This window comes from Streptomyces sp. NPDC004134 (assembly GCF_042874195.1).
Classification (GTDB): domain Bacteria; phylum Actinomycetota; class Actinomycetes; order Streptomycetales; family Streptomycetaceae; genus Streptomyces.
Window position 1 is genome coordinate 42,468 of record NZ_JBIAMS010000019.1, and the last position, 26,066, is coordinate 68,533.

Below are 26,066 nucleotides of genomic sequence, written 5' to 3' on the forward strand. Positions count from 1 at the left end.
CTACAGGGGGGTAGGCGTGGACAAGATGAGGGCCCGGGTGCCCGGGGACCCGCCGGCAGCGGGAGTGGAATGACGGGTCCCCGGGCACACGGGTGGCTGGTGGCCGGCTCAGCGGCTCACTGCAGGCCGGCGTCCTTGCAGGCGGACGCGAACTTGCCCGCGCAGATCTCCTCGATCGTCCACAGGCCGTCCTTGACGACCGTCTCCTCGATGTTGTCCGTGGTCAGCGCGATCGGGTCGATGAGCACGGCGGGCACGCCCTGCTCGGACTCGCTGTCCACCGTGCCGGTCGCGACGGAGTCGACCTTCTCGCCGCGGGCCAGCTTGACGGCCATCTCGGCGGCGGCGTCGGCCTCGGGCTTGTACGGCTTGTAAACGCTCATGTACTGCTCGCCGGTGACGATGCGCTGCACGCCCGCCAGCTCCGCGTCCTGGCCGGTGACCGGCGGCAGCGGGTCGAAGTCGGCGGCCTTCAGGGCGGTGATGGCGCCGCCCGCCATGCCGTCGTTGGCGGCGTAGACACCGATGATCTTGTCCTTGCCGACCGAGGAGATGGCGCCCTTCATGTCGGAGTTGGCGTTCTCCGCCTTCCACTCCTTGACGTCGTACTCCTTGCCGACGTTCACCTTGCCGTCGAGGACGGAGTGTGCGCCCTCCTTGAACATCGCGGCGTTCGGGTCGGTGACGGAGCCGTTGAGCATGACGACTTCGCCGTCCTTGGCCTTGTCGCCGAGCGCCGCCAGCAGGGACTCGGCCTGGACCTGGCCGACCTTGTTGTTGTCGAAGGAGGTGTACCCGCTGATCGGGCCCTCGGCCAGGCGGTCGTACGCGACGACGGGGATGCCGGCGTCGTCCGCGGCCTTGACGCTGGAGGCGATCGACTTGTAGTCGACGGCGTCCAGGATCAGCGCGTCGACCTCCTGCGTGATCATGGTGTCGACCTGCTGCTTCTGCGTGGTCGCGTCCTGCTTGGCGTTGTTGTAGATGACCTTGGTGCCCGGGGCCAGCTCTTCGATCTTCTTCTCGATCAGCGGCCGGTCGAAGTCCTCGTAGCGCGCGGTCTGGTCCTCCGGCAGGAGGAGACCTATCGTCAACGGCCCGTCGTTCTTCTTGTCGCCGCTGTCGGAGTCGTTGTCGGCCTCATCGGCGCTGCCACAGGCCGCGATGCCGACGGTCATGGTTACGGCGGCCAGTGCGACTGCCGCACGGCGCAGATAGGTGTGCACGGTCGAACCTCCCTGACGTGGCCGCGCCTTCGCGGCCGAGGTGTGAGGTAGTCAACTCGCCCGTAACCATGCCGTCAAGAAGTAAATGCTTAACGAGACGGATACGATCTCATGGTTTCTCTATGTGAACTCATCCGTCTGTGAGAGCGGGGGTGAGGACCGGCACGGCGCCGTCAAGGATCGAACGGTCGCCCATCTCGCTCAGCACCAGGGCCAGCGCCCCGAGCACCTCCGCGCGGCTGCCCAGCGCCCCGGAGGCCAGGTCGAGCTGGCGGGCGGCGCTGGGGATCGCGTAGCGCGCGACGGACTCCCCTATGGGCTGCAGGATCAGCTCCCCGGCCTCGGCGAGGTCGCCGCCGAGGACGACCCGGCTGGGGTTGAGCAGGTTGCACAGGCTGGCCACGCCGCTGCCGATGTGCCGGCCGACGTCGGCGATCACCCGGCGGCAGCCCGGGTCGCCGTCCCGGGCGAGCTGCACCATGCGCTCCACGGTCAGCCCGGGGCCGTGGCTGGCCTCCAGCAGACCGAGGATGTAGCGGCCGGCGGTGAAGGTCTCCAGACAGCCGCGGTTGCCGCAGCGGCAGACGGGACCGGACTCGTCCAGCGTGATGTGCCCTATCTCGCCGGCCGTGCCGCCGGGGCCGCGGTAGAGCTGGCCGTTGATCACCAGGCCGGCGCCGACGCCGCTGGCGACCTTGATGTACGCCACGTCCTTGGCGCCCCGGCCGCTGCCCCAGACCAGCTCGCCGAGGGCGCCGAGGTTCGCGTCGTTGTCGACGTAGACCGGGACGCCGAGGCGGGACTGCAGGTCGTCGCGCGGGTTCGTGCCGGTCCAGCCCGGCAGGATGCTGGTGGAGCCCAGCACGCCGGTCTCGGTGTCTATCGGCCCCGGCACCCCGAGGCCGACGCCGACGACCTTGTCCGCGGGCACGTCCGTGGCCCCCACCAGACGGCTCACCAGCGCCTCCGCGCGGTCCAGGCCCTGGGTCGCGGAGGCGTCCACGTCGATCGGCTCGGACTCCTCGGCGAGCACCTGGTGCGCCAGGTTCCCCACCGCCACCCGCAGGTGGGTGTGCCCGAAGTCGACCCCGACGACGATCCCGGCGTCCCCGCTGAGGGACACCGCCCGCGCGCGCCGCCCGCCCGCGGAGGTGGGCGTGACGCTGACCGTGCCGCTCTCCTGGAGCTCCCGGACGATGTTGGAGACCGTCGCGGCCGACAGCCCGGTGCTCCGCGCGATCTGCGCCTGCGTGAGCGAACCGGACAGTCGCACGGCGCGCACGACGCGCTCAAGGTTTGCCCGGTGCAGCGAGGACTGCGAGCCCGGAGTCTCCACGGCCATCCACTCCTGGTTCGGCGGGCGACACGACGGCCCCCCACCTCCCGGGCCACGCCGATGGGACCCGGATCGCCTACAACTTGTGAAGTCTAGGCTCGACGGCCATGGTTACCGCCGTCAAGACCTTGACGGCGTGACTATTCCGTAACCCGCACACATCCACGGTACCTGGGGGCCGTGCCGCCGCCCCGCGGGCCGGGACTCCCGGCGGACCGATCGAGGTCGGCCACCGCCCGGCGCCGCCCCGCCGGACGGCTGCCGGCCGCGTACCCTGGTAACGGCTGTGTCGCGAACTGGCAGCAGCCGGTGGTCCGTCCGGGACGTGGCTCGATAACGTTGCCCCGAACATGACGCGCGCGGGACGCACAACCGCTCGGGAGACCGGACGCTCCTGGCCCTCACCGGACCGCCCCTGCCGCAGTCAGCCTGACGACGCTGGGAGTTGGTCATCGATGCGGCACCGCACCCTCGGCCGGGTGACGGCCACAGCCCTCGGCGCGGCGCTGCTGCTCACCGCCTGCGGCGGCTCCGACGACGACGGCGGCGGAGACGAGATCGTGGGCGCGGAGAACAAGACCTCCGAGTCCCCCGCCGCCCCCGCGGAAGAGGACCCGGACGCCCCCGCCTTCGACTTCCCCGACGATCTCCAGGCCGACGTGGAGCCCGCGGACACCGGGGACGAGAAGAAGGACGCGGTGCTGCGGGACCAGGGCTACGCCCTCAGCGCCATGGTGGAGAGCTACGGGCGGCAGAAGGCCACGGCCAACTTCGAGAAGTACTGGCAGGATCCGGCCTACGCGACCTATGTGCAGGACTTCGAGCGCTTCGCCGGCGAGGGGCAGCGCATCGCGGGTACCGGGCGGTACTTCGACCGCGAGGTCAAGCAGGTCAAGGACGGTTCGGCGCTGGTCGTGTTCTGCGAGGACCAGAGCGACGGCTACGTCGTCGACGCGAAGACCGGCAAGAGCGTGGGCGCGGAGGGCGGCGAGAACGCCGCGGTGATGCGGCTGTACCGGCAGACGCTCACGCGCACGGACGACGGCACCTGGACGGTGACCGAGTCCGACTGGACGGAGGGGGACGGGACATGTCGTTGAGCTCGGGGAGCGGGGCGGTCATACGCCGCTCGGGGATGGGCCTCGCGGCGGCGGCCGGCGTGACCGCGATGCTGCTGACCACCACGCAGCCCGCGTACGCGCAGGGCGGCGGCTGGGGCACCGGCGGAGGCGGCGAGTCGGACGGCGGCGACGGCATCGGCGCGTGGAGCCAGGTGAAGGTCACCTCCACCGGCGGCGACCCCGCCGCCCCGCCGCTGACCCCCGTTCAGGGCAACTGGACTCCCCCGGCCTGCTGGTACGAGCCGGTCAAGACCGCCGAGGAGATGGCGGAGTGGGGGCCCGGCACCTGGACGAACTCGGAGAGCGCCCAGGCCGAGTGGATCCGGGAGTGGGAGGACAAGGAGTGGAACAAGGACAAGGACGGCGCCTGGTGGGACGTCGTCTACAACAAGAACATGAGCAGGGACGAGGCGCTCCAGGCGTGTGACGTCCTCCAGGGCAACCCCTTCTGGGTGGACCAGGGAGACACGCCGGAAGACGGCCCCAGCATCAGCCCCGAGATGCTCGCCGAGATCGCCTACAACGCGACCAAGCTGCCCGCCCCGCCGGTGAAGCTGAAGCCGGACCTCGCGCTGCAGAAGGTCAACCTGCCGGTGCACGCGACATTCCAGAGCGACACCGGGCTCCAGCGGGTCGCGACCACCGCCAGCATCAACCTCCTCGGCGTGGAGTACGCCGCCACCACCGTGGCCACGCCCAAGGAGCTGCGGATCGACGCCGGCACCGAGTACGCCGAGCCGGAGTCGTGCACCTACGGCCTGAGCGGCGGCGGCGCGGGCGGGTACGACGTCAACACCGAGGACGCCGGCTGCAACGTGACGTACCGCAAGTCCTCCGGCGAGGGCACCTACGCGCTGGAGGCGTCGCTCACCTGGGAGGTCCACTGGACCGCCTCGGCGAACCCGGACGGCCCGCCGGAGGCGGGCGACCCGCAACTGCCCGAGGGCATGTCCTCCGGCACGTACGACGTGACCGTCAAGGAGATCCAGACGGTCGTGCGCTGAGCGCCGCGAGCGGCCGGTGCGGTGGACCGCACCGGCCGCTCCGCGCATGCCGCTTCCCTGGTCCTACTTCACCGCGCCGGCCGTGAGCCCGGACTGCACCTGGCGCTGGAAGATGATGTACACGATCAGGATCGGCAGCGCCGCCATCACCAGCCCCGCGAAGAGCCTGCCGTAGTCGGAGCGGTAGCCCGCCTGGGCGAAGAGCAGTCCGATGCCCTGGGTGAGCACGTAGTCGTCCTCGTTGCCCTGGTTGAGCGCGAAGGGCAGCACGTACTGGTTCCAGTGCCCGAGGAAGTTGAAGATGCCCACGCTGATCAGGCCGGGTTTCGCCATGGGCAGCATCACCTGGAAGAAGATCCGGGTGTGGGAGGCCCCGTCGATCTCCGCGGCCTCGGAGACCGACGAGGGCAGGGTGCGGAAGAACGTGGTCATGAAGAAGATCGTGAACGGCATGGAGTACGCGATGTACACCATGATCAGCCCGTGCCGGGTGTCGAGCAGGGAGAGGTTCTTCATGACGAAGAACAGCGGCACGAGCGCCATCACCACGGGGAACGCCATGCCGCCGACGAAGGTGAAGTAGACGACGCGCGCGCCCTTGAAGTCGAACCGGGCGAGCACGTACGCGGCCATCGACCCGAAGAGCATGGTCAGCGGCACGGAAATGGAGACGATGAGCAGGGAGTTGGCCGCGTACCGGCCGATGCGCGCCCGGCTCCAGGCGTTGGACCAGTTCGCCCAGTCGATGCTGCTGGGCAGCGCCCACGGGTTGGCCAGGATGTCGCCCGAGTCCTTCAGGGCGTTCATCAGGGCCCACACCAGCGGGCCCGCGGCCAGCACGGTCCACAGGATCAGGAAGCCGTGCGAGAAGACGTTGAGTACGGCGCCCTCGATCTTCTTCCGCGGCTCCAGCAGCGGCGACCGCGACGTGTCGTCCGCCACTGCCGCCTTGTCGAGCGCGGGTGGGCGGTCGGTGGGTTCCGCAGTGGTCATGACCTGGCCTTCCGGATCGTGCTCTGCACTCGATGCTCGGTACCCGATGCTCAGTACTCGACGCGGTCGCGGCGGCGGCCCACGGACAGCGCGGCCACGGCGAGGATCATGGTGAGGATGAACAGCGCGACGCCCATCGCCGCGCCCCGGCCCGCCTGCAACTGGCCGAAGCCGGTGTTCCAGAGGTAGACGCCGAGCACCATGGTGGAGTCGTCGGGCCCGCCCGGTCCCTGGGTGATGATGTTGACGACGGCGAACGACTCCGCGCCGAGCGCCATGATCCCCATGTACACCCAGCCGGTCTGCACGGTGTCGCGGATGAGCGGCAGGGTGATGCGGAAGAAGGTGGCCGCCCGGCTGGCGCCGTCCAGGAGCGCGGATTCGTAGATCTCCTTGGGGATCTGCCCGATGGCCGCGGAGAACAGGACCACGAAGAATCCGACCATGGCCCAGCACATCACGATCATCACGGCCCACAGCGCGAACTTCGAGTCCGCCAGCCAGCCGCCGTTCGGCGACAGCGCCTCGGGCAGGACCGGGTCCAGCAGGCCGACATCGGGTTTGAAGATGTAGCCCCACAGCGCCGCGATCACCGCGATGGACAGGGCCTGCGGAAAGAAGTACACGATCTTGTACGTCTTGGCGCCGCGAACCCCGGAGATCGCCTCGCCCTTCTTGTGCCGGCCGCCGACGGTGAGCATGAAGGCGAAGAACAGTCCGAGGCTGAGCGTCACCAACGGGACGGCGAGGGCGAGGATCAGGTTGTTGCGGACGGCGGCCCAGAAGGTCGAGTCGTCCAGCAGCCTGGAGTAGTTCTCGAACCCCACCATGTTGAAGTCGCTGCTGACACCGGTCCAGTCGGTGAGCGAGTAGTAGAAGGTCTGGATGAACGGCGAGATGACGAACACCGCGTACAGCCCGAGGGGGACGATGAGGAATCCCGTGACGAAGCGGTACTTGAGGTAGGTCCGGTACCGCGGAGAGCTGCGGAAGCCCGTTTTCCGCGCATTGCCGGGCGCCGGCCGCCCCGCGGCCTTCCCGGGCTCCCCGACTTTCGTCACGGCCAGGCCGTCGTCCGTCATTCCGGCGCCCCCATCTCGCTCGCTCACCGACTGGATCCGGCGCTTCAGTGCTTGTACTTCGTGATGCTGTCGTCCTGGGCCGTCTCGTCGGCGATGCCCTGGATCTTGTCGATGGCCTCGGCGGGCTTGATGCCGCCCTTCATCATGTCGCCCCAGACGAAGACGATCTTCTCCCGGTACGGGGTCGGGTACCAGTCGGGGAACCGGGGGTTGAGGAAGTTCTCACCGGCGCCGTCGAGGAGCCCGACGGCGGTGGTCAGCCCGGTGCCGAGCTGGAGGCCCTCCTCGGAGCCCTCGACGCAGGCCAGCGACGACACCAGCTCGGTGAAGCCCGCCGCGGACTTCTTGCTCAGCATGTTCCGGAGGAACTCCATGGCGCCCACGGAGTTCTTGCCCTTCGCCGGCACGATGAAGGGCTCGCCGGCCTGCGCCCAGATGGTCTCGAACGGCATCGCGTCGGAGCTGTCGAGGTTCGGCGACGGGGCGACCGTCATCTGGAAGTCGGGGGGCGTGGTGTCCTTGGACTCGTTCTCCACCCACGAACCGTTCGGGATGAAGATGCAGTTGCCGCGTTCGGTCCAGTCGGTCTGGACGTCGGTGTGCGTCTTGCCGGGCGAGTTCTTCAGGACGTAGCCCTTGTCGTACAGCTCGTAGTGCGCCTCCATGACGCCCTTGACGGCGTCGTGCTTCCAGGCGTTGGGTTCGAGGTTGTCGATCGCGTCGAGCACCTCGGCGCCGCCGACCTTGCCGATCATCGGCAGCATGCTGAAGCCGAGGTACTGGGGGTAGACGCCGGTGTACGCGAATCCGGCGATGTTCTGCTTCTTCGCGTCGGCGCAGATGGCGAGCATGTCGTCCCAGGTCTTCGGGTACTCCCAGCCGTTGTCGTCCAGCAGCTTCTGGGAATACCAGAGGCCGAACACCGAATAGGCGATGTTCATCCGGTAGACCTTCTCGTCACCGTACTGGCCCATTTCGACGGTGCCGTCGCGCAGCGTTTCGCGGACCGTCTTGTTCGGGTCGTCGATGGACGGGGCGTCGAGCAGCGGGGTGAGGTCCGCGAGTTGCTGCTGGGTGATGAGCGCGGGCACGTCCATGGCCTCGTCGCCCGAGTTGTTGATGAGGTCCGGCGGGTCGCCGGCCGCCATCCGGCCCTGGACCTTCGACTGGATCTTCTCGGTGGAGCCGGTCTTCACCTTGCCGAAGTTCTTCTGGTAGGCGGTGGCGTCGTCGTCGACGTACTTCGTACCGAAACCGCCGTCGAACATCAGTACTTCGAGTTCGGCGTTCTTGTCCACACCGAGCGGGTTCTTGTCGGTCTTGTCGCCCTTCGCACCGCCGCCGTTGTCGTCGTCGCCACCGCTGGCACATGCCGACAGCGCACTGACCGTGGGGACGGAGATCAGACCGAGGGCCACGGCCCGCTTGATCAGATCGCGGCGACCGACATGCGAATTGGATCCCATGCTCAAGTCCTCACTCTCTCCAGGACTCAGGCGGTGTACCGGATCCCCGTTGGGACGTGCCTCATGGTGCAGGAGCCGATTACCGCGGTCATGTGTTACGTGAGTGGTGCAGGGTGGTGCGCCGGAGGGTGGGGGAGCCGCCGGGTGCGGACAGGTATAGTCCACTCGGCGCCGCCTTATCAAGATCGAATACAAGGTTCATCAAGAGTATTTCCCGACTTGAGACCTGCGGGAAACGCGCCGGAGCCCCACCCGCACCCGGTCGGCAGGACCACCCGCCACGCAACCCCCCGACCGCCATTGGTCCAGCCTTTTGGAGCCCGGGTTCCGCGGCTGCGGCCACCGCCACCGGCCGCCCGGAATGTACTGATCAGCGCCAGGTCCGTACGTCCACGAGGGTGCCGGTGCCCGGCCACGAGCACCCGGCCACCCCGTCACCGGCACCGTGCCGGCCGGAACGTACCCCGTGCGGTGGCCACGCGAAAAACCCCGCACCGGCCTTGTTGGTCATGGGTGGGCATGGCAGCGCTGCCGCGGACAGGCGAGGGCCAGTCGTCCCGAGCGAACCCGGCGCGTTCGGCTGACAACACGGGTGGTCGCGGCTGCCCGCCGGTCACGCCTCAACCGTTCGGCCAACTCCGGAACTTACGCGCACCACGCTCCCGTTGACGCTGCGTCACCGGTAACCTCGGTTACACCATGCGTTCGTCGTGCTACAGCACGAACGCGCGCCGCGGGACCGCCGGAGCTCGCCGGATCCGGCGGGAAAGGAGACGGGGGGTATGGCCGACGCCTATGTGGCGTACGCGGCGGACGATGCCGAGTGGGTTGGTGTGCTCACCAAGCGGCTGCGCGCCCATGGGGTGAGCGCGTTGGGGGACCGTCACCACTTGCTGCCGGGGAGTGTGGTGGTTCACGAGGTCGAGGACGCCATTCGTTCGGCGAGTACCGGGCTTGTCGTGTTCAGCCCTGCCGCGATGGCCCATGCCTGGCTCCGGCAGGAGTACGCGGCGCTCTTCCAGGCGTCCGCCGGCCGGGATCTGCGGCTGGTGCCCGTGCTGCTGGGGAACGCGGGGCCGCCGCCGTTCGCCGCGACTCGGCTTCCGATGGACTTCCGGCGGCTGCCTGCCGAGGGGGCCGCGTTCGAGGACCGGGTGGCACTGCTCGCGCGGATCATCCGGGGTGAGCAGCCGCCGGACGAGTTGCTGCGGAAGGTCGAGGACGTACAGGATGATCTGGGCGTCGTCCGGAGTGGTCCGGTGCGGCCGCTGACCGGGCCGGCCGAGCCGAGCGTGGTGATCTGTCACGCGCACGCGGATCTGGAGTACGTGCGTGGGCTGGGGCGGCGGCTGGCCGACGCGGGGTTGCCGGTGTGGACGGCCGGTCGGCTGACCTGGGGTGACGACTGGGTGTGGGCCATTCGCCGGCAGTTGGCCAGCGCGGTGGCCGTGGTGGTGGTGATGTCGCCCGAGGCGCAGGCGGCGCAGGACGTGAGCCGGGATATTCTGGAGGGGCAGCGGCTGGGGCGTCCGTTCTTCCCGGTGCTACTCCGCGGCGAGCGGCACTATCTGCTGGCCAGCAGCTCGTACTTCGACGCGCGCGGCGGCGCGTTGCCGGGCCCAGCGGAGCTGCGGCCGCTGCAGCGGCTCCTCAAGCGGTCCGAGGGCGGCCTCCGTAACGAACACCCCGTCTTCACCCCGGTGCCCCGGCCGGGGCACCGGGCGGCAGTGCGCCCGCCCGTCGACGCCTCGCTGGCCACGCTCCACGCGCTGCTCGCCGCGGGCGAGGTGGAGCAGGCCGACGTACTGACGACGGCGCTGCTGCTGCAGGAGGCCGGGCGGCACGAGTACGGGTTCATCCGGCCCATGGGCGAGGACGGGGAACGGGCCCTGCCGGACGGATTCCTCGACGCCGTCGACACGGTCTGGGCGAGCCTGCTGCCCTCGGGGGAACGGGGCGGGCTGCACGGGTTCCGGGCGCAGACCCGCCGGGCGCGGCCGGAGGGGCGCGGACACCGGGCATTCGCCGCGCTGGCGTTGGCGTACGGCTGGACCGACGCGCCGCACGCACCCTCTCCTCGCTACGAGACGTTCGTACGCGCCGCGGCCTGCGCGCCGGAGGACTACCCGGCGTTCTTTCCGACGCTGCGCAGCCCGCAGAACGAGGCGCGGAAGGATTGGCACGACCAGTGGTCGCTGACCGTCCGGGCGATCCATCAGCGGCTGGCGGACTGGCCGGGTGCTGAGCACCACACGGAGGACCACGACGACACAGGCACGTGAGCGGGGCACGCGCCGGAAGGAGGTGAGGGTGCATGGTGGTGTTGGTGATCGTGCTGCTCGTGGCGGTCGGCGCGGTCGGCGGGGTGGCGGTCGTGTATCCCGAGAGCGGGCTCGCACGGCGGCTCGGCTTCGTGGTGATCCCCGGGGACATGGTCGGCGTCGTGCGCCGGCGTATCGGGGGCAATCCGTCAGACCCCCGGTTCAAGCGAGTGGTAGCGGACAACTCGCGCGGCATCCAGGCACGGTGTCTGACGCCCGGGGTACGGCACTGGCTCATGCCCGGCGTCTACAGTGTCGACCTCGCTCCCCGTGTCAGCATCCCGCCCGGCATGATCGGGCTGGTCACGGCACTGGACGGGGCGTCGCGCCCGGCGGGGCGGCTGCTCAGCCGACGGGTGGAGTGCGACAACTTCCAGGACGGTGTGGCTTTCCTGCTGGGTGAGGGGGAGCAGGGCAGGCAACTGGCGACGCTGCCGGGCGACGCCTCGTACTACATCAACCCGGAGCTCTTCCGGGTTGATTTCGTGCCCCGTACGCATGTGCCGGACGGGACGGTCGGGCTCGTACGGGCCAAGGTGGGGCAGTTGCGGCTGCCGGACCAGCCGTTCGGGCGGTACGTAGAGTGCGACGTCTTCCAGGACGGTGACGCGTTCCTGCTGGGCGGTGGGGAGCAGGGGCGGCAGCTGGCAGTGCTGGGCGGCGGTGCCTCGTACGACATTCACCCCGACCTCTTCGAGGTCCTGACCACGGAGAGCATCGGGCCCGGGCGGCAGGACGGTCTCACCTCCGGCCATCTGCGGTACGTCAACATCCCCGTCGGTTACGTCGGCGTCGTCGTCACGCTGCACGGCATCGAGCCGCCGCCGGAGGACGACGTCATCGGGCCCGTCGTGCATGGGCACAGCAACTACCGGCTGCCGTGGAAGTTCCTCGACGGGCACGGCTGGCGCGGGGTGCAGCAGGAGACGCTGCGGCAGGGCGGGGTGTACGCGCTCAACCCGTGGTTCGCGCGGATCGTGCTGATCCCGACGCGGCTGCTGACGCTCGAGTGGAAGGACAAGATGCCCACCGAGGCCGACAACTACGACGCGGAGCTGGAGCAGCTGATCATCAACATCCAGGGCTTCCTGCTGAAGGTCAACGTCACACAGACCCTGCAGATCCCGGCTTCCGCCGCGCCGCGCCTGGTCAGCCAGTTCGGCGGGGAGGTCTCCCGGGACGGGCTCGGCGGGCTGGTCATCGACCCGCGCCCGGTCCAGCGGTTCGTCGAACGGGTGCTGGGCGGCACGGTCGAGAGCTACCTCACCCAGGTCGCCGCCTCGTCCACGGTGGAGGACTACCTCACGCAGCAGGACGACATCCGTGCCGAACTCGCCGCCAGGGTCCGACAGAACGTGGCCGAATGGGGTATCACCGTCTCCGACACCCTCGTCGGGCTCTCCGTCGCGCAGGACACCGAACTGGACCGCATCCGCCGGCTGCCGATGACCGAGGCCCACCGCCGCCGGACGCTGGAGGAGGAGGTCAAGAGCGCCCAGATCCACGCCCAGATCCGGCGGATCGAGATCGCCGTCGAGCGGGAGGAACGCGGTCTGGCCGTCGCGGAGCTGGAGGCCCTCGCGAACCTGCTCGGGCCCGAGGTGGCGTCGGTCCAGGCGCTGCTGGCGGAGGTCAAGGACATGCGGGTGCCCGATGTCATCTCCGGGGACGCGGCGATGATGGGCCAGTTCATGCCGTGGCAGCGGATCCAGGACGTCATCACCGGCCTGCGCCGTGAGAAGTCCGGGGATCCGGTGCTGGAGACCGTGTCGCAGAAGGATGAGCTGGAGGCGGGGGACGGGTCGGCGGACGACCTCAAGCCCGGTTCGTCAGCACCGCACGGCTGATCTGCTCGCAGAGCCGGTCGTAGGCGGCCTGGTCGGCGCCGCGGAAGTCCGCCGGGTAGAGGACTTCGGCGAACTCCGGCAGGTCCAGGGACTCGCCAGGGTCGCCGATGAGCACGGGGACGAAGCGCTGCGCCTCGTTCTCCGGGAACCGGCGCATCAGCGCGGCGTACTCCCGGCGCACCCAGCCGTCGTCCCGCATCCCGGGGCCGAAGACCAGCAGCCCGTGCGCAGCGTCGCGGATGGCGCGCTCGGGTGTGTGCACGCGGACACCGCCGGGCTGCGCCAGCAGCTCGTCGTACGCCACGCGGACGCCGTGCGCGGTGAGGAAGGCGGCGAAGCCCCGGACCCAGGGGGCGTCGGTGTCGGCGTAGGCGATGAAGACGTCATACGGGGGGGCGGCGGCGGGGGCGGGCTCCGGTGACGCGGGGGCGGCGTGCGATCTGGCGCGCAGGCGCGTCTTCCGCCCCGTCGCGCGCGAGCGCCCTGCCCCCGCGCGAGATGCAGGGGCAGGGCGCTCGTTCACGTCAGGTCAAGAACGGATAAGTTGGCGGAGGACGTACTGCAGGATGCCGCCGTTGCGGTAGTAGTCCGCCTCGCCGGGGGTGTCGATCCGTACCACCGCGTCGAACTCCACGCCCGTGTCCGTCGTCACCTTCACCGTCTCCGGGACGGCGCCGTCGTTCAGGGCCGTGATGCCGGTGAAGGTGAAGGTCTCCTCGCCCGTCAGGCCCAGCGACTGCGCCGTGGCGCCCGCGGGGTACTGCAGGGGCAGGACGCCCATGCCGATGAGGTTCGAGCGGTGGATGCGCTCGTACGACTCGGCGATCACCGCGCGGACGCCGAGCAGCGCCGTGCCCTTGGCCGCCCAGTCGCGCGACGAGCCGGAGCCGTACTCCTTGCCCGCCAGCACCACCAGCGGGGTGCCGGCCGCGGCGTAGTTCTGGGCCGCGTCGTAGATGAAGGAGACCGGCGCGTCCGCACGGGTGAAGTCGCGGGTGTAGCCGCCCTCCGTGCCCGGGGCGATCTGGTTGCGCAGCCGGATGTTGGCGAAGGTGCCGCGGATCATGACCTCGTGGTTGCCGCGGCGGGAGCCGTAGCTGTTGAAGTCGCGGCGGGTCACGCCGTGCTCGGTGAGGTACTGGCCCGCCGGGGTGTCGGCCTTGATGGCGCCGGCCGGCGAGATGTGGTCGGTGGTGACCGAGTCGCCGAGCAGGGCCAGCACGCGGGCGCCCGCGATGTCCCCGACCGGCGCCGGGTCCATGGCCATGCCGTCGAAGTACGGGGGCTTGCGCACGTAGGTGGACTCGGTGTCCCAGGCGAAGGTGTCGCCCGTCGGGATCGGCAGCGCCTGCCACTGCGCGTCGCCGGCGAAGACGTCCTGGTACGACTCGGTGAACATCTCCTCGCCGATCGCGGCGGCGACGACCTGCTCGACCTCCTGCTCGCTGGGCCAGATGTCCTTCAGGTAGACCGGCTTGCCCTCCTTGTCCGTGCCCAGCGGCTCGCGGGTGATGTCGGTCTTCATGGTGCCCGCGAGCGCGTACGCGACGACCAGCGGCGGCGACGCCAGGTAGTTCATCTTCACGTCGGGGTTGATCCGGCCCTCGAAGTTCCGGTTGCCGGAGAGCACCGAGGTGACGGCCAGGTCGTGCTCGTTGACGGCCTTGGAGATCTCCTCCGGCAGCGGTCCCGAGTTGCCGATGCAGGTGGTGCAGCCGTAGCCGACGAGGTTGAAGCCGAGCTTGTCGAGGTACGGGGTGAGCCCGGCCCGGTCGTAGTAGTCCATGACGACCTTGGAGCCCGGCGCGAGCGTGGTCTTCACCCACGGCTTGCGGGTCAGGCCCTTCTCCACCGCCTTCTTCGCCAGCAGCGCCGCGCCGACCATGACGGACGGGTTGGAGGTGTTGGTGCAGGAGGTGATGGCGGCGACGGTGACGGCGCCGTGGTCGATCTCGTACGTCGTGCCGTCGGGCGCGGTCACCGGGGTGACGCGGGTCGGTACGCCGTTGGAGGACGCGGGGGCGTCGGAGGCGGGGAAGGACTCCTTGCCGGGCTCGTCGGCGTCCTCGACGTAGTTGCGCACGTCGAGGCGGAACTGCTCGGCGGCCTTCGCCAGCTCGATGCGGTCCTGCGGGCGCTTCGGCCCGGCGAGCGACGGCACCACCGTGGCGAGGTCCAGCTCCAGGTACTCGGAGTACTCCGGCTCGTGCGCCGGGTCGTGCCACAGCCCCTGGGCCTTGGCGTACTCCTCGACCAGGGCGAGCTGCTGCGCGTCGCGGCCGGTGAGCTTCAGGTACGTGATCGTCTCGGCGTCGATCGGGAAGATCGCCGCGGTGGAGCCGAACTCCGGCGACATGTTGCCGATCGTCGCCCGGTTGGCCAGCGGGATCTGGCCGACGCCCGCGCCGTAGAACTCGACGAACTTGCCGACGACGCCGTGCTTGCGCAGCATCTCGGTGATGGTCAGCACCAGGTCGGTGGCGGTGGTGCCGGTGGGCAGCTCGCCGGTGAGCTTGAAGCCGACGACCCGCGGGATGAGCATCGAGACGGGCTGGCCGAGCATCGCCGCCTCGGCCTCGATGCCGCCGACGCCCCAGCCGAGCACGCCGAGGCCGTTGACCATGGTGGTGTGGCTGTCGGTGCCGACGAGGGTGTCGGGGTACGCCTTGCCGTCGCGGACCATGACGACGCGGGCCAGGTGCTCGATGTTCACCTGGTGCACGATGCCGGTGCCGGGCGGGACGACCTTGAACTCGTCGAACGCGGTCTGGCCCCAGCGCAGGAACTGGTAGCGCTCGCGGTTGCGCCCGTACTCCAGCTCCACGTTGACCTGGAAGGAGTCCGGGGTGCCGAACTTGTCGGCGATCACGGAGTGGTCGATGACCAGCTCGGCCGGGGCCAGCGGGTTGATCCTGGCGGGGTCGCCGCCCAGGTCCTTGACGGCCTCGCGCATGGTGGCGAGGTCGACGACGCAGGGGACGCCGGTGAAGTCCTGCATGATCACGCGGGCCGGCGTGAACTGGATCTCCCGGCTCGGCTGCGCCTGGGAGTCCCAGCCGCCCAGGGCCCGGATGTGGTCGGCGGTGATGTTCGCGCCGTCCTCGGTGCGGAGCAGGTTCTCCAGCAGCACCTTCAGGCTGTACGGGAGCCGGGCGGCACCGGTCACCTTGTCCAGCCGGAAGATCTCGTACGACTCGCCGCCCACCTGCAGCGTGCTGCGGGCGTCGAAGCTGTTCGCCGACACGACAGTCTCCTTCGTCATATGCGTTCCACCGCAATCCTGCCGCTACGTCCGAAGCGGGGCGACTTGAGGGTGGCACCTTCGGCAGATATCTCGATGTCGAGATAAACCTTACTCCATGGCTCCGCCGCGGTGCCCACCCGTGCCGGGTACGGGACGGGGGCGCCCCGCTGCGCCGTCCGGGTGCCGCGGGGGATGCCCCCGGCCGGGTCAGGCCGGCTTGCGGGCCACGCCGCCGTACATCGCGATGTGCGAGTTCGGCACCGACTCACCGATGCCGTCGGGCCGCCAGTGGTGGACCAGCGTCACGCCCGGGTCGATCGGCTCCAGGCCCGCGAAGAACCGCTCCGCCTCGGCCCGGTCGCGGATCTGCAGCGGGATGCCGCGCTCGTTGTACTCGCGGCCGACGCCCGCGACCCGCTCCGGGTCGGTGTCCCCGGTGAAGACCGTCAGCGCCAGGAAGCTGCCCGGTGCCAGCGCGCTCAGCAGCCGGGCGACGATGCCCTGCGGGTCGTCCTCGTCGAGGATGAAGTGGACGATGGCGATGAGCGACAGCGCGACCGGCCGGTCGAGGTCGAGCACCTTGCGCAGTTGGGGATCGCCGAGGATGGACTCGGGGTCGCGCAGGTCGGCCTGGATGTAGCCGGTCCTGCCCTGCCTGGTGCTCTGCAGCAGCGCGCGGGCGTGGGCGAGGACGATGGGGTCGTTGTCCACGTACACCACCCGGCACTCCGGGGCGACCTCCTGGGCCACCTCGTGGAGGTTCGGCGGTGTCGGTATGCCGGTGCCGATGTCCAGGAACTGCCGTACGCCGTAGTCGCGGGCCAGCGTCCTGGTGACCCGGTGCATGAAGACGCGGGTCTGCTTCATGGAGGTCGGCAGGCTGGGCCAGGCGCGCACCGAGGCGTCGCCCGCGGCGCGGTCGGGGGCGAAGTTGTCCTTGCCGCCGAGGAGGTAGTCGTAGACCCGCGCGGAGTGCGGGCGGTCGGTGCGCAGGTCGATCTCGGGCGCGTCGTCGCCGGGTAAGGGGTTCATGGGGTGCGGTTCACCTTTCTCGTCGTACGTGGTCGTCGTACGCGGTCGTCGTACGCGGCCGTCGTACGCGGCCGTCAGGCCGGGCACGTGCCGTCCGGGCCCTGGAACGTCCGGTACAGCCGCGGCCTGTCCGCGTCCTCCGGGCGCGGGTACTCGATCACCGGGACCGGCTTGCACACGGGCCAGTTGTCCTTCTCCACGTCGAAGCCGAACTGCCCGCTGGCGCCGTGCACGCAGTCCTGGCACGGGTCGCCGCCCGCGACCACCTTCATGTTGGTGAGGGTGTTGTACACGTCCAGCTTGGACGGCAGCCGGCCGGACTCGCCCCCGTCCGGCCGGTTCAGGTCGTCCAGCGCGGTGCCGACGGCCTGGGCGAGGACGGTGAAGGCGTCGTGGTGCATGATCGCGTACCCGTCGTCGAGCGCCTCCCCCGGCAGCCCGCTGACCTTCGCGAACCCGGCCGCGAAGGTGGTGAAGCGCTCGTCGGCGCCGTCCCCCGCCCGCCACGAGGGCGCGTCCGTCGCCGAGGCGCCGACGGTGACGACGCGGGCCTCGGCCATGTCGGCGCGCACCCCCTCGTCCGTCAGCCCCTCGGGCAGGCCGGTCGCCACCCGCAGGATGCGGATCTCGGCGTCGAAGTCGTCGCACTCCGGCTCGTCGGACAACTGGGTGATGAGATACGGCAGATCGGAGTCGCGGCCGGCGTAGAAGACCGTGTCCGCCTCCAGCCGGCATATCCCCCGCGCCGCCGGGGAGAAGCGGCGCGGCGCGCCCTTGTAGTCGCCCATGATGCCGACGAAGGAGGAGCTGCGGTTCTCCAGCCGGTACTCCTCGCCGAACTCGTCGCGCATGTTGTCGCGGGTGTTGGCGACGTAGTCGTCCTCCTTGCGCGAGTCCCACACGAGGTAGCCGGAGGGCTTGCCTGGCCCGGCGCCCGGGTGCCCTTCGAGGTAGTCGGCGAGCGCGGCGACGGACTCGGTGTTGGACGGCGCGGACTTGAACAGGGTGTCGGCGCTGATCTCCGGCGAGCTGAGCACGCCGCTGACGGCGGGTATGTCGGCCCGGGACAGCGCGACGGCCGCGTCCTCGGTGTCCTGTTCGCTGTTGGGCAGGCCGACCACGCCGACGAGCGGCGAGTCCTCCCTGGTCGGCGCCTTGCCGGTGGTGAGGTCGGCGAGCGCGTCGACGGCCGGCCGCCACTGCGAGAGGTCCTTGCCGATGTTGGCCAGCAGGAGCTGGTAGTCGACGCCCTGGCCGCGGTTGGCCGCGAGCTGCGCGGTGAGCACGCCCGCCAGGGTGTTCTGGACGACCTCGGGGGTCATGGCGCTGGACTCGGTGGCGTTGAACGGCATCATGAGGCCGACGCGCACGTACGGTTCGCGGGCGGAGCTGTCGCCGTCCTCCCAGCCCGCGCGGACCCGCTCGTTCTCGGCACCGATCTGCCGTACGAGGTCCGCTATCCGCTCGTCAGGACCGTCCGCGCCCGGCGCGAAGGCCGGCGCCTCTGCGGTGGGGTCGGCGACGCCGACGCACTCCTCGCCGTTCGCGGACTCCACGAGCCCGTCGCCGCACGCCCCTTCGCCGCCGAGGCCGAGGACCACCAGCACGGTGGCCGCGGTGATCGCCGCGACGGTCAGCACTCCCAGGATCGCCTTCTCGGCTCGGCCCAGCGGCCGGCTAAGGAATGGCATGGCCCCTCCCCTCCTCGCCGCCCTCGCGGCGTTCCACGGCCGAGTCCGGCGTGCGCGGTTCCCTGAGCGCCGCCGGCCAGTCCTGCGACGCGGCGTACAGCGCCCTGCCGCCCGTGGGGTGCTCGAACGACAGGAAGTCCAGCTCCCGCCCGATCCGGCCGCGCAGGTGCGCGTCGGGTACGGACAGGGGGTCGGCGGCGTACCAGACGGCGTGCAGCAGCCGGTTGACGGACCGCGCGACGGAGTCGGCGCCGGCCAGCGTGCCGTCCCGCTCCCCCGACGCCGTCGCCCGGCACACGTCGGCCCAGGCGGGGTCGGGCGGGTGCGGGGCGCGGGCGACGTGCCACAGGTCGGTGAGCCAGCGGTCGGTGGCGGGCCCGTGCAGGGTCTCGGCGAGCCAGCGGGCGGGCTCGGCGGGGCGGCCCGCGGCCAGTTCGTGGTGCCGGGCGGCGGCGTGCTCGCCGCGGTCCTCGTGGTGCCGGCGCAGCAGCTCGTGCAGCTCGGGCCAGGGCTGCGGCGGGTCGGTGGCGTCCGCCGGGCGGCGGCGCAGCTCGTCGACGAGGACGGCGCGCAGGAACTCGTCGCCGACGAAGGGGCGCCCGGGCTGCGGCCACCGCTCGTCGCGCAGGTGGCTGCGTGCCTCCTCGACGGCTCCCGCCTGGTGGTCCCTGGTCAGGTACGCGGCGGCCAGCGCCCGGGCCGCGGCGGCGTCCTGCGCGACGGACAGCAGCACGAGGTACGAGCTGAGCCCCGCGTCGGGGACGAGCGCGGCGAGCATCAGCTCGGTCACGTGCTCCCCCGCGAGCCGCAGCCGTGTCAGCTCGTGCGGCTCGACGGCCGCGGGCTCCGGTGCGGCGTCGAGGGCGTCGTAGAAGATCCGGCAGCCGAGCGGGCTGCCGCCGGTGAACCGGTGCACGGCGCGGGCCACTTCCTGGCGCACCGCCCGCTCCTCGCCGACGTGCATCATCGACAGCAGCTCGTCGGGGTCCAGCGGCGGCAGCGGCAGGGTGACGAGCCCGGCGGCCGGGTCGCCCGGCTCGCCGCCGCGGCGCCACTCGGGCAGCCCGGGGACGTTCGCGGCGGTCCAGCGGGCCGCGCCGCCGTAGCGGTCGCCGCGCGGCTCGCCGAGGGTGGCGGCGACCACGACGAGCGGGTCGGGCCGCCCGGCCGCGGTGACGCGCCGGGCGAGCAGCAGGTCGAGCAGCTCGGTGCCGGCGGCGGTGTGGACGTTGTCGAGGAGGGCCAGCGGCCGGGGCGCGGCGTTGAGGTGGCGCCATCCCGCGTACGCGGCCCGCAGGTCCTCCAGCAGCGCCTCGACCAGGTGGACCTCGATGCGCCGCCGCATGCCCTCGCCGAGGTGGAAGGCGCGGCAGAGCGCGGTGAGCACGTGGTTGTCGTCCTGCTGCGAGGTGGGTACGTCCGCGAGCCCCCCGTACCACTGGCGCACCGCCCGGCTCTCCCGGAAGCCGAGGTACCGGTCGGTGAAGAGGTGCACGCTCGCGGCGGCGACCGGGCCCAGCTCGTCGGTGCCCCAGCCGCCGATGCGGCCGAGGACGTCGCCGGGCCAGTTGCGGGCCCGCTCCGGGTCCTTCTCCAGCCCGCAGTCGGTGAGCAGCGCCTCGACGCGCTCGCGGGCGCACGCCTGCTCGTCCAGCTCCCCGCGGTGCCAGGCGCTGACGGCCACCAGGCCGGTCAGCAGCCGGGGCAGCCGCAGCCGGCCGAAGCCGGGGCAGTGCGCGCTCAGGCCGCGGGCCAGGCCGGTCAGCAGCTCGGCGACGGGCGAGGTGTTGGAGACCGCGGCGTCGTCGTCGCGGACGCCGGCGCAGTCGACGGCGGCGACGGGCACGCGGTCGGCGTACGCCTCGCGCAGCGCGTCCAGCACGGCGGTGCGGCCGCTGCCGTGGCCGCCGTGGAGGAGCACTGCGGGCACCTCGCCGCGCGGCTCCTGGCGCACGGCCTTCCGCTTCGTGTGGTGCAATCCCACCATGCGGGGCACCAGTTCGCGCAGCACGGCATCACGTCCGTACAGGGTCAAGCTCCGCTTCCCTCCCGTTGCGCGACGGCGTCCCGGCTACCCGAGCATGCCGCCGACCTGTCGTGCCATGTCGAGCAGCAGTTGGCGGCCCGGGCTGTCGGGGGCGCCGGTCAGCTCCTCGCGGATCCGGCCGACGAGCGCCCGCAGCCGTCCCGGCCGGCCCTCTTCGGCAGCGCGGCGCAGCTCGTCCCCCTGCCGCAGCAGGTGCCGCAGCCGCTCCTCGTCGAGGCCGAGCCCGGGGCCCAGGCCGGCGAGTTCGTCGGCGAGCGTGCCGACGTAGGTGACGGTGCTGTTGCTGATGAAGGTGACCGGGCCGCGGATGGTGTCGATGTGGTACGTGGGCTGCCGCTCGCGCTCCCGGCGCAGGAACTCGGCGAGGCCGGTGCCCGCGTGGCCGCAGTCGAGACCGCGCTCGGTCAGCTCGGCCCGCCCGGTGACCACGTCCCCGTCGGTGCCGTCGCCGGCGAGGGCCAGCAGCCCCGCGGCCCGTAAAGAGCGGGCGGCGGCGAGGACTTCGCCGGCCCGGAGGGCGTCGCCGTGGAAGAAGACGTGGTCGGCCACGAAGAAGTCGCGGAGCGGCAGCGCCCCGTCGCCGCGGTGCTCGAACGCCCAGCGCAGCACCGCGTTCTCGGCGTACTCCTGGCGCGCCCCGGGGTCGCGGCGCTCGCGCTCCAGGCGCAGCGCGCGCCGGTGGCCCTCCGGGCGCAGGGAGGTGTCGGCGGGGGTGTGGTCGGGCCAGCGGTGGACGTCCACCAGGCCGCGGTCCGCCAGCGCGGCGATGACGGCGGAGACGCGGACGGGCGGCTTGTTCTGCTCCAGGCCGAAGGCGGCGGTGCGCACGGGCACGTCGGGGCGGTGGCCGGACTCACGCAGCAGCCACAGGAGCAGCCGCGCCTCGTAGCGGTCGAGCTCCGTCCTGCCGTGTGCCATCGGCGGGCAACCTCTGTTCTGCGTGCGGCGGTTGGGGGTGCGCACGAATCTACCTACGATGCCGCCCGGTCACCAGTTCGTAGCGGTGCGCGGTCGCCGCACTGCGGCCGACTCGTAGCGCGACCGCGACCTGCCGGTGCGGTTCCGCGCCGGTGTCACGGCAGCACCGCGATGCCGTCCAGCTCGACCAGCGCCTCGGTGTCCCAGAGCCGGGTGACGCCGATCAGCGCCATCGCCGGGTACGTGTCGCCGGCCAGCCGGCGCCAGATGCGGCCCAGTTCCGCGGCGTGCGCGCGGTAGTCCTCCGGGTCGGTGGCGTAGACGGTGACGCGGGTGAGGTGGGCGGGCTCCCCCGCGCAGGCGCCGAGCGCGGTGAGGAGGTTGCCGAGGGCCTGCTCGAACTGGGCGGGGAGGGTGTCGCCGACGACCCGGCCGGCGCCGTCGAGGGCGGTCTGGCCGGCGAGGAAGACGAGGCTGGAGCCGGTCGCGGTGACGGCGTGGCTGAAGCCGGAGGGGCGGGCCAGAGAGGCGGGGTTGACGCGGTGGACGGACACGGCGGCGGGGATCCCTTCGGTGGTTCCTGCGGTGGTCCTGCGGAGCGGCCGGGCGTACGGCGCCGGTGGCCCGGCCCGTGCGCCCGCGGGTCAACGGCGGTACAGCTCCTTGGCGATGATGCTCCGCTGCACCTCGGTCGCCCCCTCGTAGATGCGCGGCGCGCGCACCTCGCGGTACAGGTGCTCCAGCAGATGCCCGGCCTGAAGCGCGCGGGCGCCGTGGATCTGCACCGCCGCGTCGACGGCCGCCTGCGCGGTCTCGGTGGCCAGCAGCTTCGCCATCGCCGCCCGCCGGGCGACGTCCGGCGCGCCCGCGTCGTACGCCGAGGCAGCCGCGTACACCAGCAGCCGGGCCGCCTCGACGCGGGTGGCCGTCTCGGCGAGGGTGTGCGCGACGGACTGCAGGTCCTTCAGCGGCCCGCCGAACGCCTCCCGCCGCCCGGCGTGGTCCAGTGCCGCGTCGAGCGCCGCCTGCGCCATGCCGACGGCGAACGCGCCGACGGAGGGCCGGAAGAGGTTGAGCGTCGCCATCGCGGTACGGAAGCCGCCGTCGACCTCCCCGAGGACGTCGGCGGCGGTGACGGGGACGCCGTCGAAGCGCAGGGTGCCGATGGGGTGCGGGCTGAGCATGGTGAGCGCTTCGCCGGTCAGCCCGGGGCGGCCGGCTGGCACGAGGAAGGCGGTGACGCCGCGGGCGCCGGCGTCCGGCGTGGTGCGGGCGAAGACGGTGGCGACGTCGGCCTCCGGGGCGTTGGAGATCCACTTCTTCTCGCCGGTCAGCCGCCAGCGCCCCGGCCCGTCCGGCTCGGCGGCCAGCCGCAGCGCCGCCGCGTCTGAGCCCGCCTCCGGCTCGGTCAGCGCGAAGGCGGCGACGGCGCGCCCGGCCGTCACCTCCGGCAGCCAGCGCTCCCGCTGCTCCCGGGTCCCGGCCTGCACGACGGGGTACGCACCGAGCCCCTGGAGCGCGAGCGCCGTCTCGGCCTCGGTGCACTCGCGGGCCAGCGACTCGCGCAGCAGGCACAGCGTGAGCGCCGAGACCGGCCCCGCGGCGGGGAACACCCGGGTCAGCAGGCCGGGTTCGCCGTCGTCGCCGGGGGCGCCGAGGGCGGCGAGGAGCGGCCGGTTGACCCGTCCCGGCGCGCCCGCCTCGGCCAGCGGGCGCAGCCGCCGCGCGGCGAACGCCCGCAACCCGGCGCACCACGCCTGGAGCCCGGGGTCGAGCGCGAAGGGCCGCGGCGGCGACGGCGCCTGCGACGGCTGCGGCTGCGGCGGCTGCTCCTGCGCCATGCGGTGCTCCTCTCTCCCGGCGACGCGGCGTCCCCGGGCCGGCCGCCGGCCGGGAGCGGGCTGGCGTCCCATGCGCGTACGGGCCCGGCCTGGCGGGTTATCGCGGACTGTTGACTGTCGTCACGCCAACGCTACGCTCCTTGGGGTACCGCAGGGCAGACCCAGGGCCTGTCGTCGATCTCCCGTCTGCGGCGCGACGCCTGGCACGCACGCTCGCGGCGTTGTCGGGATCGACCGAATAGGCCCACTATGCGGACGACCCTCCGCCTTGCGATCGCACGCACCAGACGCCGCACCGCCCGCCCTCCGGGCGAACGACGCGAGATCGACGACAGGCCCTAGGGGGCGTACGCCATGCAGCTCAAGCCTTCCGCCCACGCCGACACCTTCGCCCGCGACCACCTCCCGCCGCCCGGGCAGTGGCCGGACCTGGTCTTCCCGCTGCCCGGCCTGCGCTACCCCGACCGGCTCAACTGCGGCGCGGAGCTGCTCGACGCCACGGTCGAGCGGTTCGGCGCCGGCCGCCCCGCGCTGCACACCGCGGCCGGCGAGACGTGGACGTACGGCGAACTCCAGCGCCGCACCGACCGGATCGCGCACGTGCTGACCGACGACCTCGGCGTGCTGCCCGGCAACCGCGTGCTGCTGCGCGGGCCTACCACGCCCTGGCTGGTGGCCTGCTGGCTGGCCGTCATGAAGGCGGGCGCGGTCGCCGTCACCGTGCTCGCCGCGCAGCGCGCGCACGAGCTGCGCGGCATCTGCGACATCGCGCGGATACGGCACGCGCTGTGCGACGCCCGTTCGCTCGGCGACCTGGCGCGGGCGGAGGCGGCGGATCTGACGGTGGTCCCGTACGGCGGCGGGGAGCCCGGCGACCTGCTGCGCCTCGCCGACGCCAAACCCGACGCGTACGCCCCCGTGGAGACCTCCGCCGACGACGTCGCGCTCATCGCCTTCACCTCCGGCACCACCGGCCGGCCCAAGGGCTGCGTCCACTTCCACCGCGACGTGCTGGCCATCGCCGACACCTTCTCCGCGCACGTGCTGAAGCCCCTCCCCGACGACGTGTTCGCGGGCAGCCCGCCGCTGGGCTTCACCTTCGGCCTCGGCGGCCTCGTGGTCTTCCCGATGCGGGCCGGCGCCTCGGCGCTGCTGCTGGAGCAGGCCGGGCCCGACCGGCTGCTGCCCGCGGTCGCGGAGCACCGGGTGTCGGTGCTGTTCACCGCCCCGACCGCGTACCGGGCGATGCTCGACAAGCTCGGCGCGTACGACACCGGCTCGCTGCGCCGCTGCGTGTCCGCGGGCGAGAACCTGCCGGCGGCCACCTGGCGGGAGTGGCGCGAGCGCACCGGACTGCGGATCATCAACGGCATCGGCGCCACCGAGATGCTGCACATCTTCATCTCCGCCGCCGACGACGACGCCCGGCCGGGGACGACGGGCGTACCGGTGCCCGGGTACGAGGCGCGGATCGTGGACGCGGCCGGGGCCGGGGTGCCGGACGGGGAGCCGGGGCTGCTGGCGGTGCGCGGGCCCACGGGGTGCCGGTATCTGGCCGACGAGCGGCAGCGGGAGTACGTGCGGGGCGGCTGGAACCTCACCGGCGACACGTATGTGCGCGAGCCCGACGGGTACTTCAGGTATGTGGCGCGTGCGGACGACATGATCATCTCGGCCGGGTACAACATCGCGGGCCCGGAGGTCGAGGACGCGCTGCTGCGCCACCCGGACGTGCGGGAGGCGGCGGTCGTGGGCCGTCCCGACGCGGAGCGGGGCACGGTGGTCGTGGCGTACGCGGTGCTGCGCGACGGCGTGGTGCGGGGGCCGGAGACGGAGGCGGCGCTGCGCGAGTTCACGAAGGGCGAGATCACGCCTTACAAGTGCCCGAAGGAGATCCTCTTCACGGACGCGCTGCCGCGGACGCCGACGGGGAAGCTGCAGCGCTACCGGCTGCGGGAGGAGCAGGCCGGGCGGGCGGCCGGGAATCGCTAGAGTGATCGAGTGCCAGCCGAACGAACCCCGCGCTCCCTGATCGTCAGCTTCTACGGCGCGTTCGGCCGCGGCGAGGACGCGGATTCCGGGCGGGTGCCCGTGGCGGCGCTGATCCGGCTGCTGGGCGCGGTGGGCGTGGACGCGCCCGCGGTGCGCTCCGCGGTCTCCCGGCTCAAGCGGCGCGGGCTGCTGGTGCCCGTACGGCACGAAGGGGAGGCCGCGTACGCCCTGTCACCGTCGGCCCGCACCCTCCTCGACGACGGCGACCGCCGCATCTACCGCCGGGAGACTCCGGCGGGCCCCGGCGACTGGCTGCTGGCGGTCTTCTCCGTACCGGAGTCGGAACGGCGGAAGCGCCACCTGCTGCGCTCCCGGCTGGCCCGGCTGGGCTTCGGGCAGGCGGCTCCCGGCGTGTGGATCGCCCCGGCGCACGTCGCCGAGGAGACCCGGCACACCCTGCGCCGCCTGGAACTCGCCCCGTACGTCGACCTCTTCCGCGGCACCCACGAGGGCTTCACGCCGACGCCGGAGGCGGTGGCGCGGTGGTGGGACCTCCCGGCCACGGCGAAGCTGCACGAGGCGTTCCTGGACGCCCACGAGCCGGTGCTGGCGAGGTGGTCCGCCCGCCCGGCGGCGGAGCGGACGGCGGGGCGAGGAGCGGGCCAGGGGGCGGACCCTGACGCGTACCGCGACTACCTGCTGGCCCTCGACACCTGGCGCCACCTCCCCTACGCCGACCCGGGCCTGCCCGCCGAGGTCCTGCCCCGGGACTGGCCGGGCGCCCGCGCGGCGGCGGTCTTCGCGGCCCTGGACGACCGCCTGCGCGCCCCCGCGTCGCGGTTCGTCCAGTCCACCCTGCACGCACCGTGACCGGCCCGCCGGCGCGATGAGCCGCTGACCCCGCC

The 26,066-nt window shown here is 72.0% G+C and carries 19 protein-coding genes; 6 read left to right on the top strand and 13 right to left on the bottom strand.

Features of this window, described 5'->3' with window-relative positions; translation table 11 throughout:
* Positions 1-116: 116 nt before the first annotated feature.
* Positions 117-1,226, bottom strand: a complete 1,110-nt coding sequence (locus ACFYVJ_RS23050; protein WP_388894399.1) for a sugar ABC transporter substrate-binding protein — start codon at positions 1,224-1,226, stop codon at positions 117-119.
* A 130-nt stretch (positions 1,227-1,356) separates the two neighbouring features.
* Positions 1,357-2,562, bottom strand: coding sequence for an ROK family protein (locus ACFYVJ_RS23055; RefSeq protein WP_388894684.1), 1,206 nt, complete (start codon positions 2,560-2,562; stop codon positions 1,357-1,359).
* Positions 2,563-3,041: 479 nt separating this feature from the next.
* Between ACFYVJ_RS23055 and ACFYVJ_RS23060 the strand changes: the two genes are divergently transcribed.
* Together ACFYVJ_RS23060 and ACFYVJ_RS23065 are read left to right on the top strand one after the other, a co-directional pair.
* Positions 3,042-3,662, top strand: a complete 621-nt coding sequence (locus ACFYVJ_RS23060; protein ID WP_388894401.1) for a hypothetical protein — start codon at positions 3,042-3,044, stop codon at positions 3,660-3,662.
* The gene (locus ACFYVJ_RS23065) at positions 3,653-4,687 is read left to right on the top strand and encodes a hypothetical protein (RefSeq protein WP_388894404.1); all 1,035 of its coding nucleotides are present in this window, start codon (positions 3,653-3,655) and stop codon (positions 4,685-4,687) included. Before ACFYVJ_RS23060 ends, ACFYVJ_RS23065 begins: the two co-directional genes overlap by 10 nt.
* Positions 4,688-4,750: 63 nt before the next feature.
* Here ACFYVJ_RS23065 and ACFYVJ_RS23070 read toward each other — a convergent pair whose 3' ends face one another.
* From ACFYVJ_RS23070 to ngcE, 3 genes are read right to left on the bottom strand one after another with little or no spacing between them, the layout of a single operon-like run.
* Entirely contained in the window at positions 4,751-5,680 is a 930-nt protein-coding gene (locus tag ACFYVJ_RS23070) for a carbohydrate ABC transporter permease (RefSeq protein ID WP_388894407.1), read from the bottom strand.
* A 50-nt stretch (positions 5,681-5,730) separates the two neighbouring features.
* Positions 5,731-6,762, bottom strand: coding sequence for a carbohydrate ABC transporter permease (locus ACFYVJ_RS23075; RefSeq protein ID WP_388894410.1), 1,032 nt, complete (start codon positions 6,760-6,762; stop codon positions 5,731-5,733).
* A 44-nt stretch (positions 6,763-6,806) separates the two neighbouring features.
* Positions 6,807-8,228 (bottom strand): N-acetylglucosamine/diacetylchitobiose ABC transporter substrate-binding protein, encoded by a 1,422-nt coding sequence (gene ngcE / locus ACFYVJ_RS23080; protein WP_388894413.1) that lies wholly within the window; start codon positions 8,226-8,228, stop codon positions 6,807-6,809.
* Positions 8,229-9,010: 782 nt separating this feature from the next.
* On the opposite strand from ngcE, the gene ACFYVJ_RS23085 reads away from it, so the two are divergent.
* Together ACFYVJ_RS23085 and ACFYVJ_RS23090 are read left to right on the top strand one after the other, a co-directional pair.
* A complete protein-coding gene (locus tag ACFYVJ_RS23085; RefSeq protein WP_388894416.1) occupies positions 9,011-10,510 on the top strand; it encodes a toll/interleukin-1 receptor domain-containing protein in 1,500 nt (499 codons plus the stop codon).
* Positions 10,511-10,542: 32 nt separating this feature from the next.
* The gene (locus ACFYVJ_RS23090; RefSeq protein ID WP_388894419.1) at positions 10,543-12,396 is read left to right on the top strand and encodes an SPFH domain-containing protein; all 1,854 of its coding nucleotides are present in this window, start codon (positions 10,543-10,545) and stop codon (positions 12,394-12,396) included.
* Here the strand turns inward: ACFYVJ_RS23090 and ACFYVJ_RS23095 are convergent.
* The 8 genes from ACFYVJ_RS23095 to ACFYVJ_RS23130 all read right to left on the bottom strand — a co-directional run bounded on the left by ACFYVJ_RS23095 (position 12,365) and on the right by ACFYVJ_RS23130 (position 23,169).
* The gene (locus ACFYVJ_RS23095) at positions 12,365-12,919 is read right to left on the bottom strand and encodes a toll/interleukin-1 receptor domain-containing protein (protein WP_388894422.1); all 555 of its coding nucleotides are present in this window, start codon (positions 12,917-12,919) and stop codon (positions 12,365-12,367) included. The genes ACFYVJ_RS23090 and ACFYVJ_RS23095 overlap by 32 nt on opposite strands.
* A gap of 6 nt (positions 12,920-12,925) precedes the next feature.
* Positions 12,926-15,640: an aconitate hydratase AcnA gene (gene acnA, locus ACFYVJ_RS23100; protein ID WP_388894687.1), complete on the bottom strand. Its 2,715-nt coding sequence runs from the start codon at positions 15,638-15,640 to the stop codon at positions 12,926-12,928.
* Between the two features lie 207 nt (positions 15,641-15,847).
* Positions 15,848-16,672 (bottom strand): SAM-dependent methyltransferase, encoded by an 825-nt coding sequence (locus ACFYVJ_RS23105; protein WP_388894425.1) that lies wholly within the window; start codon positions 16,670-16,672, stop codon positions 15,848-15,850.
* A gap of 74 nt (positions 16,673-16,746) precedes the next feature.
* Positions 16,747-18,363, bottom strand: a complete 1,617-nt coding sequence (locus ACFYVJ_RS23110) for a hypothetical protein (RefSeq protein WP_388894428.1) — start codon at positions 18,361-18,363, stop codon at positions 16,747-16,749.
* Positions 18,350-20,398 (bottom strand): ATP-binding protein, encoded by a 2,049-nt coding sequence (locus tag ACFYVJ_RS23115; protein WP_388894430.1) that lies wholly within the window; start codon positions 20,396-20,398, stop codon positions 18,350-18,352. Before ACFYVJ_RS23115 ends, ACFYVJ_RS23110 begins: the two co-directional genes overlap by 14 nt.
* Positions 20,399-20,434: 36 nt before the next feature.
* Positions 20,435-21,328, bottom strand: coding sequence for a hypothetical protein (locus ACFYVJ_RS23120; RefSeq protein ID WP_388894433.1), 894 nt, complete (start codon positions 21,326-21,328; stop codon positions 20,435-20,437).
* A gap of 155 nt (positions 21,329-21,483) precedes the next feature.
* On the bottom strand, positions 21,484-21,882 hold the full coding sequence (locus tag ACFYVJ_RS23125; RefSeq protein ID WP_101420856.1) for a RidA family protein: 399 nt from the start codon (positions 21,880-21,882) through the stop codon (positions 21,484-21,486).
* Between the two features lie 90 nt (positions 21,883-21,972).
* Positions 21,973-23,169, bottom strand: coding sequence for an acyl-CoA dehydrogenase family protein (locus tag ACFYVJ_RS23130; protein ID WP_388894438.1), 1,197 nt, complete (start codon positions 23,167-23,169; stop codon positions 21,973-21,975).
* A 354-nt stretch (positions 23,170-23,523) separates the two neighbouring features.
* On the opposite strand from ACFYVJ_RS23130, the gene ACFYVJ_RS23135 reads away from it, so the two are divergent.
* Both ACFYVJ_RS23135 and ACFYVJ_RS23140 read left to right on the top strand, forming a co-directional pair.
* Positions 23,524-25,161 (top strand): AMP-binding protein, encoded by a 1,638-nt coding sequence (locus ACFYVJ_RS23135; protein WP_388894441.1) that lies wholly within the window; start codon positions 23,524-23,526, stop codon positions 25,159-25,161.
* A 9-nt stretch (positions 25,162-25,170) separates the two neighbouring features.
* Positions 25,171-26,031: a PaaX family transcriptional regulator C-terminal domain-containing protein gene (locus tag ACFYVJ_RS23140; RefSeq protein WP_388894444.1), complete on the top strand. Its 861-nt coding sequence runs from the start codon at positions 25,171-25,173 to the stop codon at positions 26,029-26,031.
* Positions 26,032-26,066: the final 35 nt, after the last annotated feature.

Bases quoted from the DNA above. Each gene is read 5' to 3' on its own strand.
- ACFYVJ_RS23065 (WP_388894404.1), top strand. From the start codon at position 3,653: ATGTCGTTGAGCTCGGGGAGCGGGGCGGTCATACGCCGCTCGGGGATG.
- ACFYVJ_RS23075 (WP_388894410.1), bottom strand. From the start codon at position 6,762: ATGACGGACGACGGCCTGGCCGTGACGAAAGTCGGGGAGCCCGGGAAG.
- ACFYVJ_RS23135 (WP_388894441.1), top strand. From the start codon at position 23,524: ATGCAGCTCAAGCCTTCCGCCCACGCCGACACCTTCGCCCGCGACCAC.
- ACFYVJ_RS23110 (WP_388894428.1), bottom strand. From the start codon at position 18,363: ATGCCATTCCTTAGCCGGCCGCTGGGCCGAGCCGAGAAGGCGATCCTG.
- ACFYVJ_RS23070 (WP_388894407.1), bottom strand. From the start codon at position 5,680: ATGACCACTGCGGAACCCACCGACCGCCCACCCGCGCTCGACAAGGCG.
- ACFYVJ_RS23130 (WP_388894438.1), bottom strand. From the start codon at position 23,169: ATGGCGCAGGAGCAGCCGCCGCAGCCGCAGCCGTCGCAGGCGCCGTCG.
- ACFYVJ_RS23120 (WP_388894433.1), bottom strand. From the start codon at position 21,328: ATGGCACACGGCAGGACGGAGCTCGACCGCTACGAGGCGCGGCTGCTC.
- ACFYVJ_RS23105 (WP_388894425.1), bottom strand. From the start codon at position 16,672: ATGAACCCCTTACCCGGCGACGACGCGCCCGAGATCGACCTGCGCACC.
- ngcE (WP_388894413.1), bottom strand. From the start codon at position 8,228: ATGGGATCCAATTCGCATGTCGGTCGCCGCGATCTGATCAAGCGGGCC.
- ACFYVJ_RS23085 (WP_388894416.1), top strand. From the start codon at position 9,011: ATGGCCGACGCCTATGTGGCGTACGCGGCGGACGATGCCGAGTGGGTT.
- ACFYVJ_RS23090 (WP_388894419.1), top strand. From the start codon at position 10,543: ATGGTGGTGTTGGTGATCGTGCTGCTCGTGGCGGTCGGCGCGGTCGGC.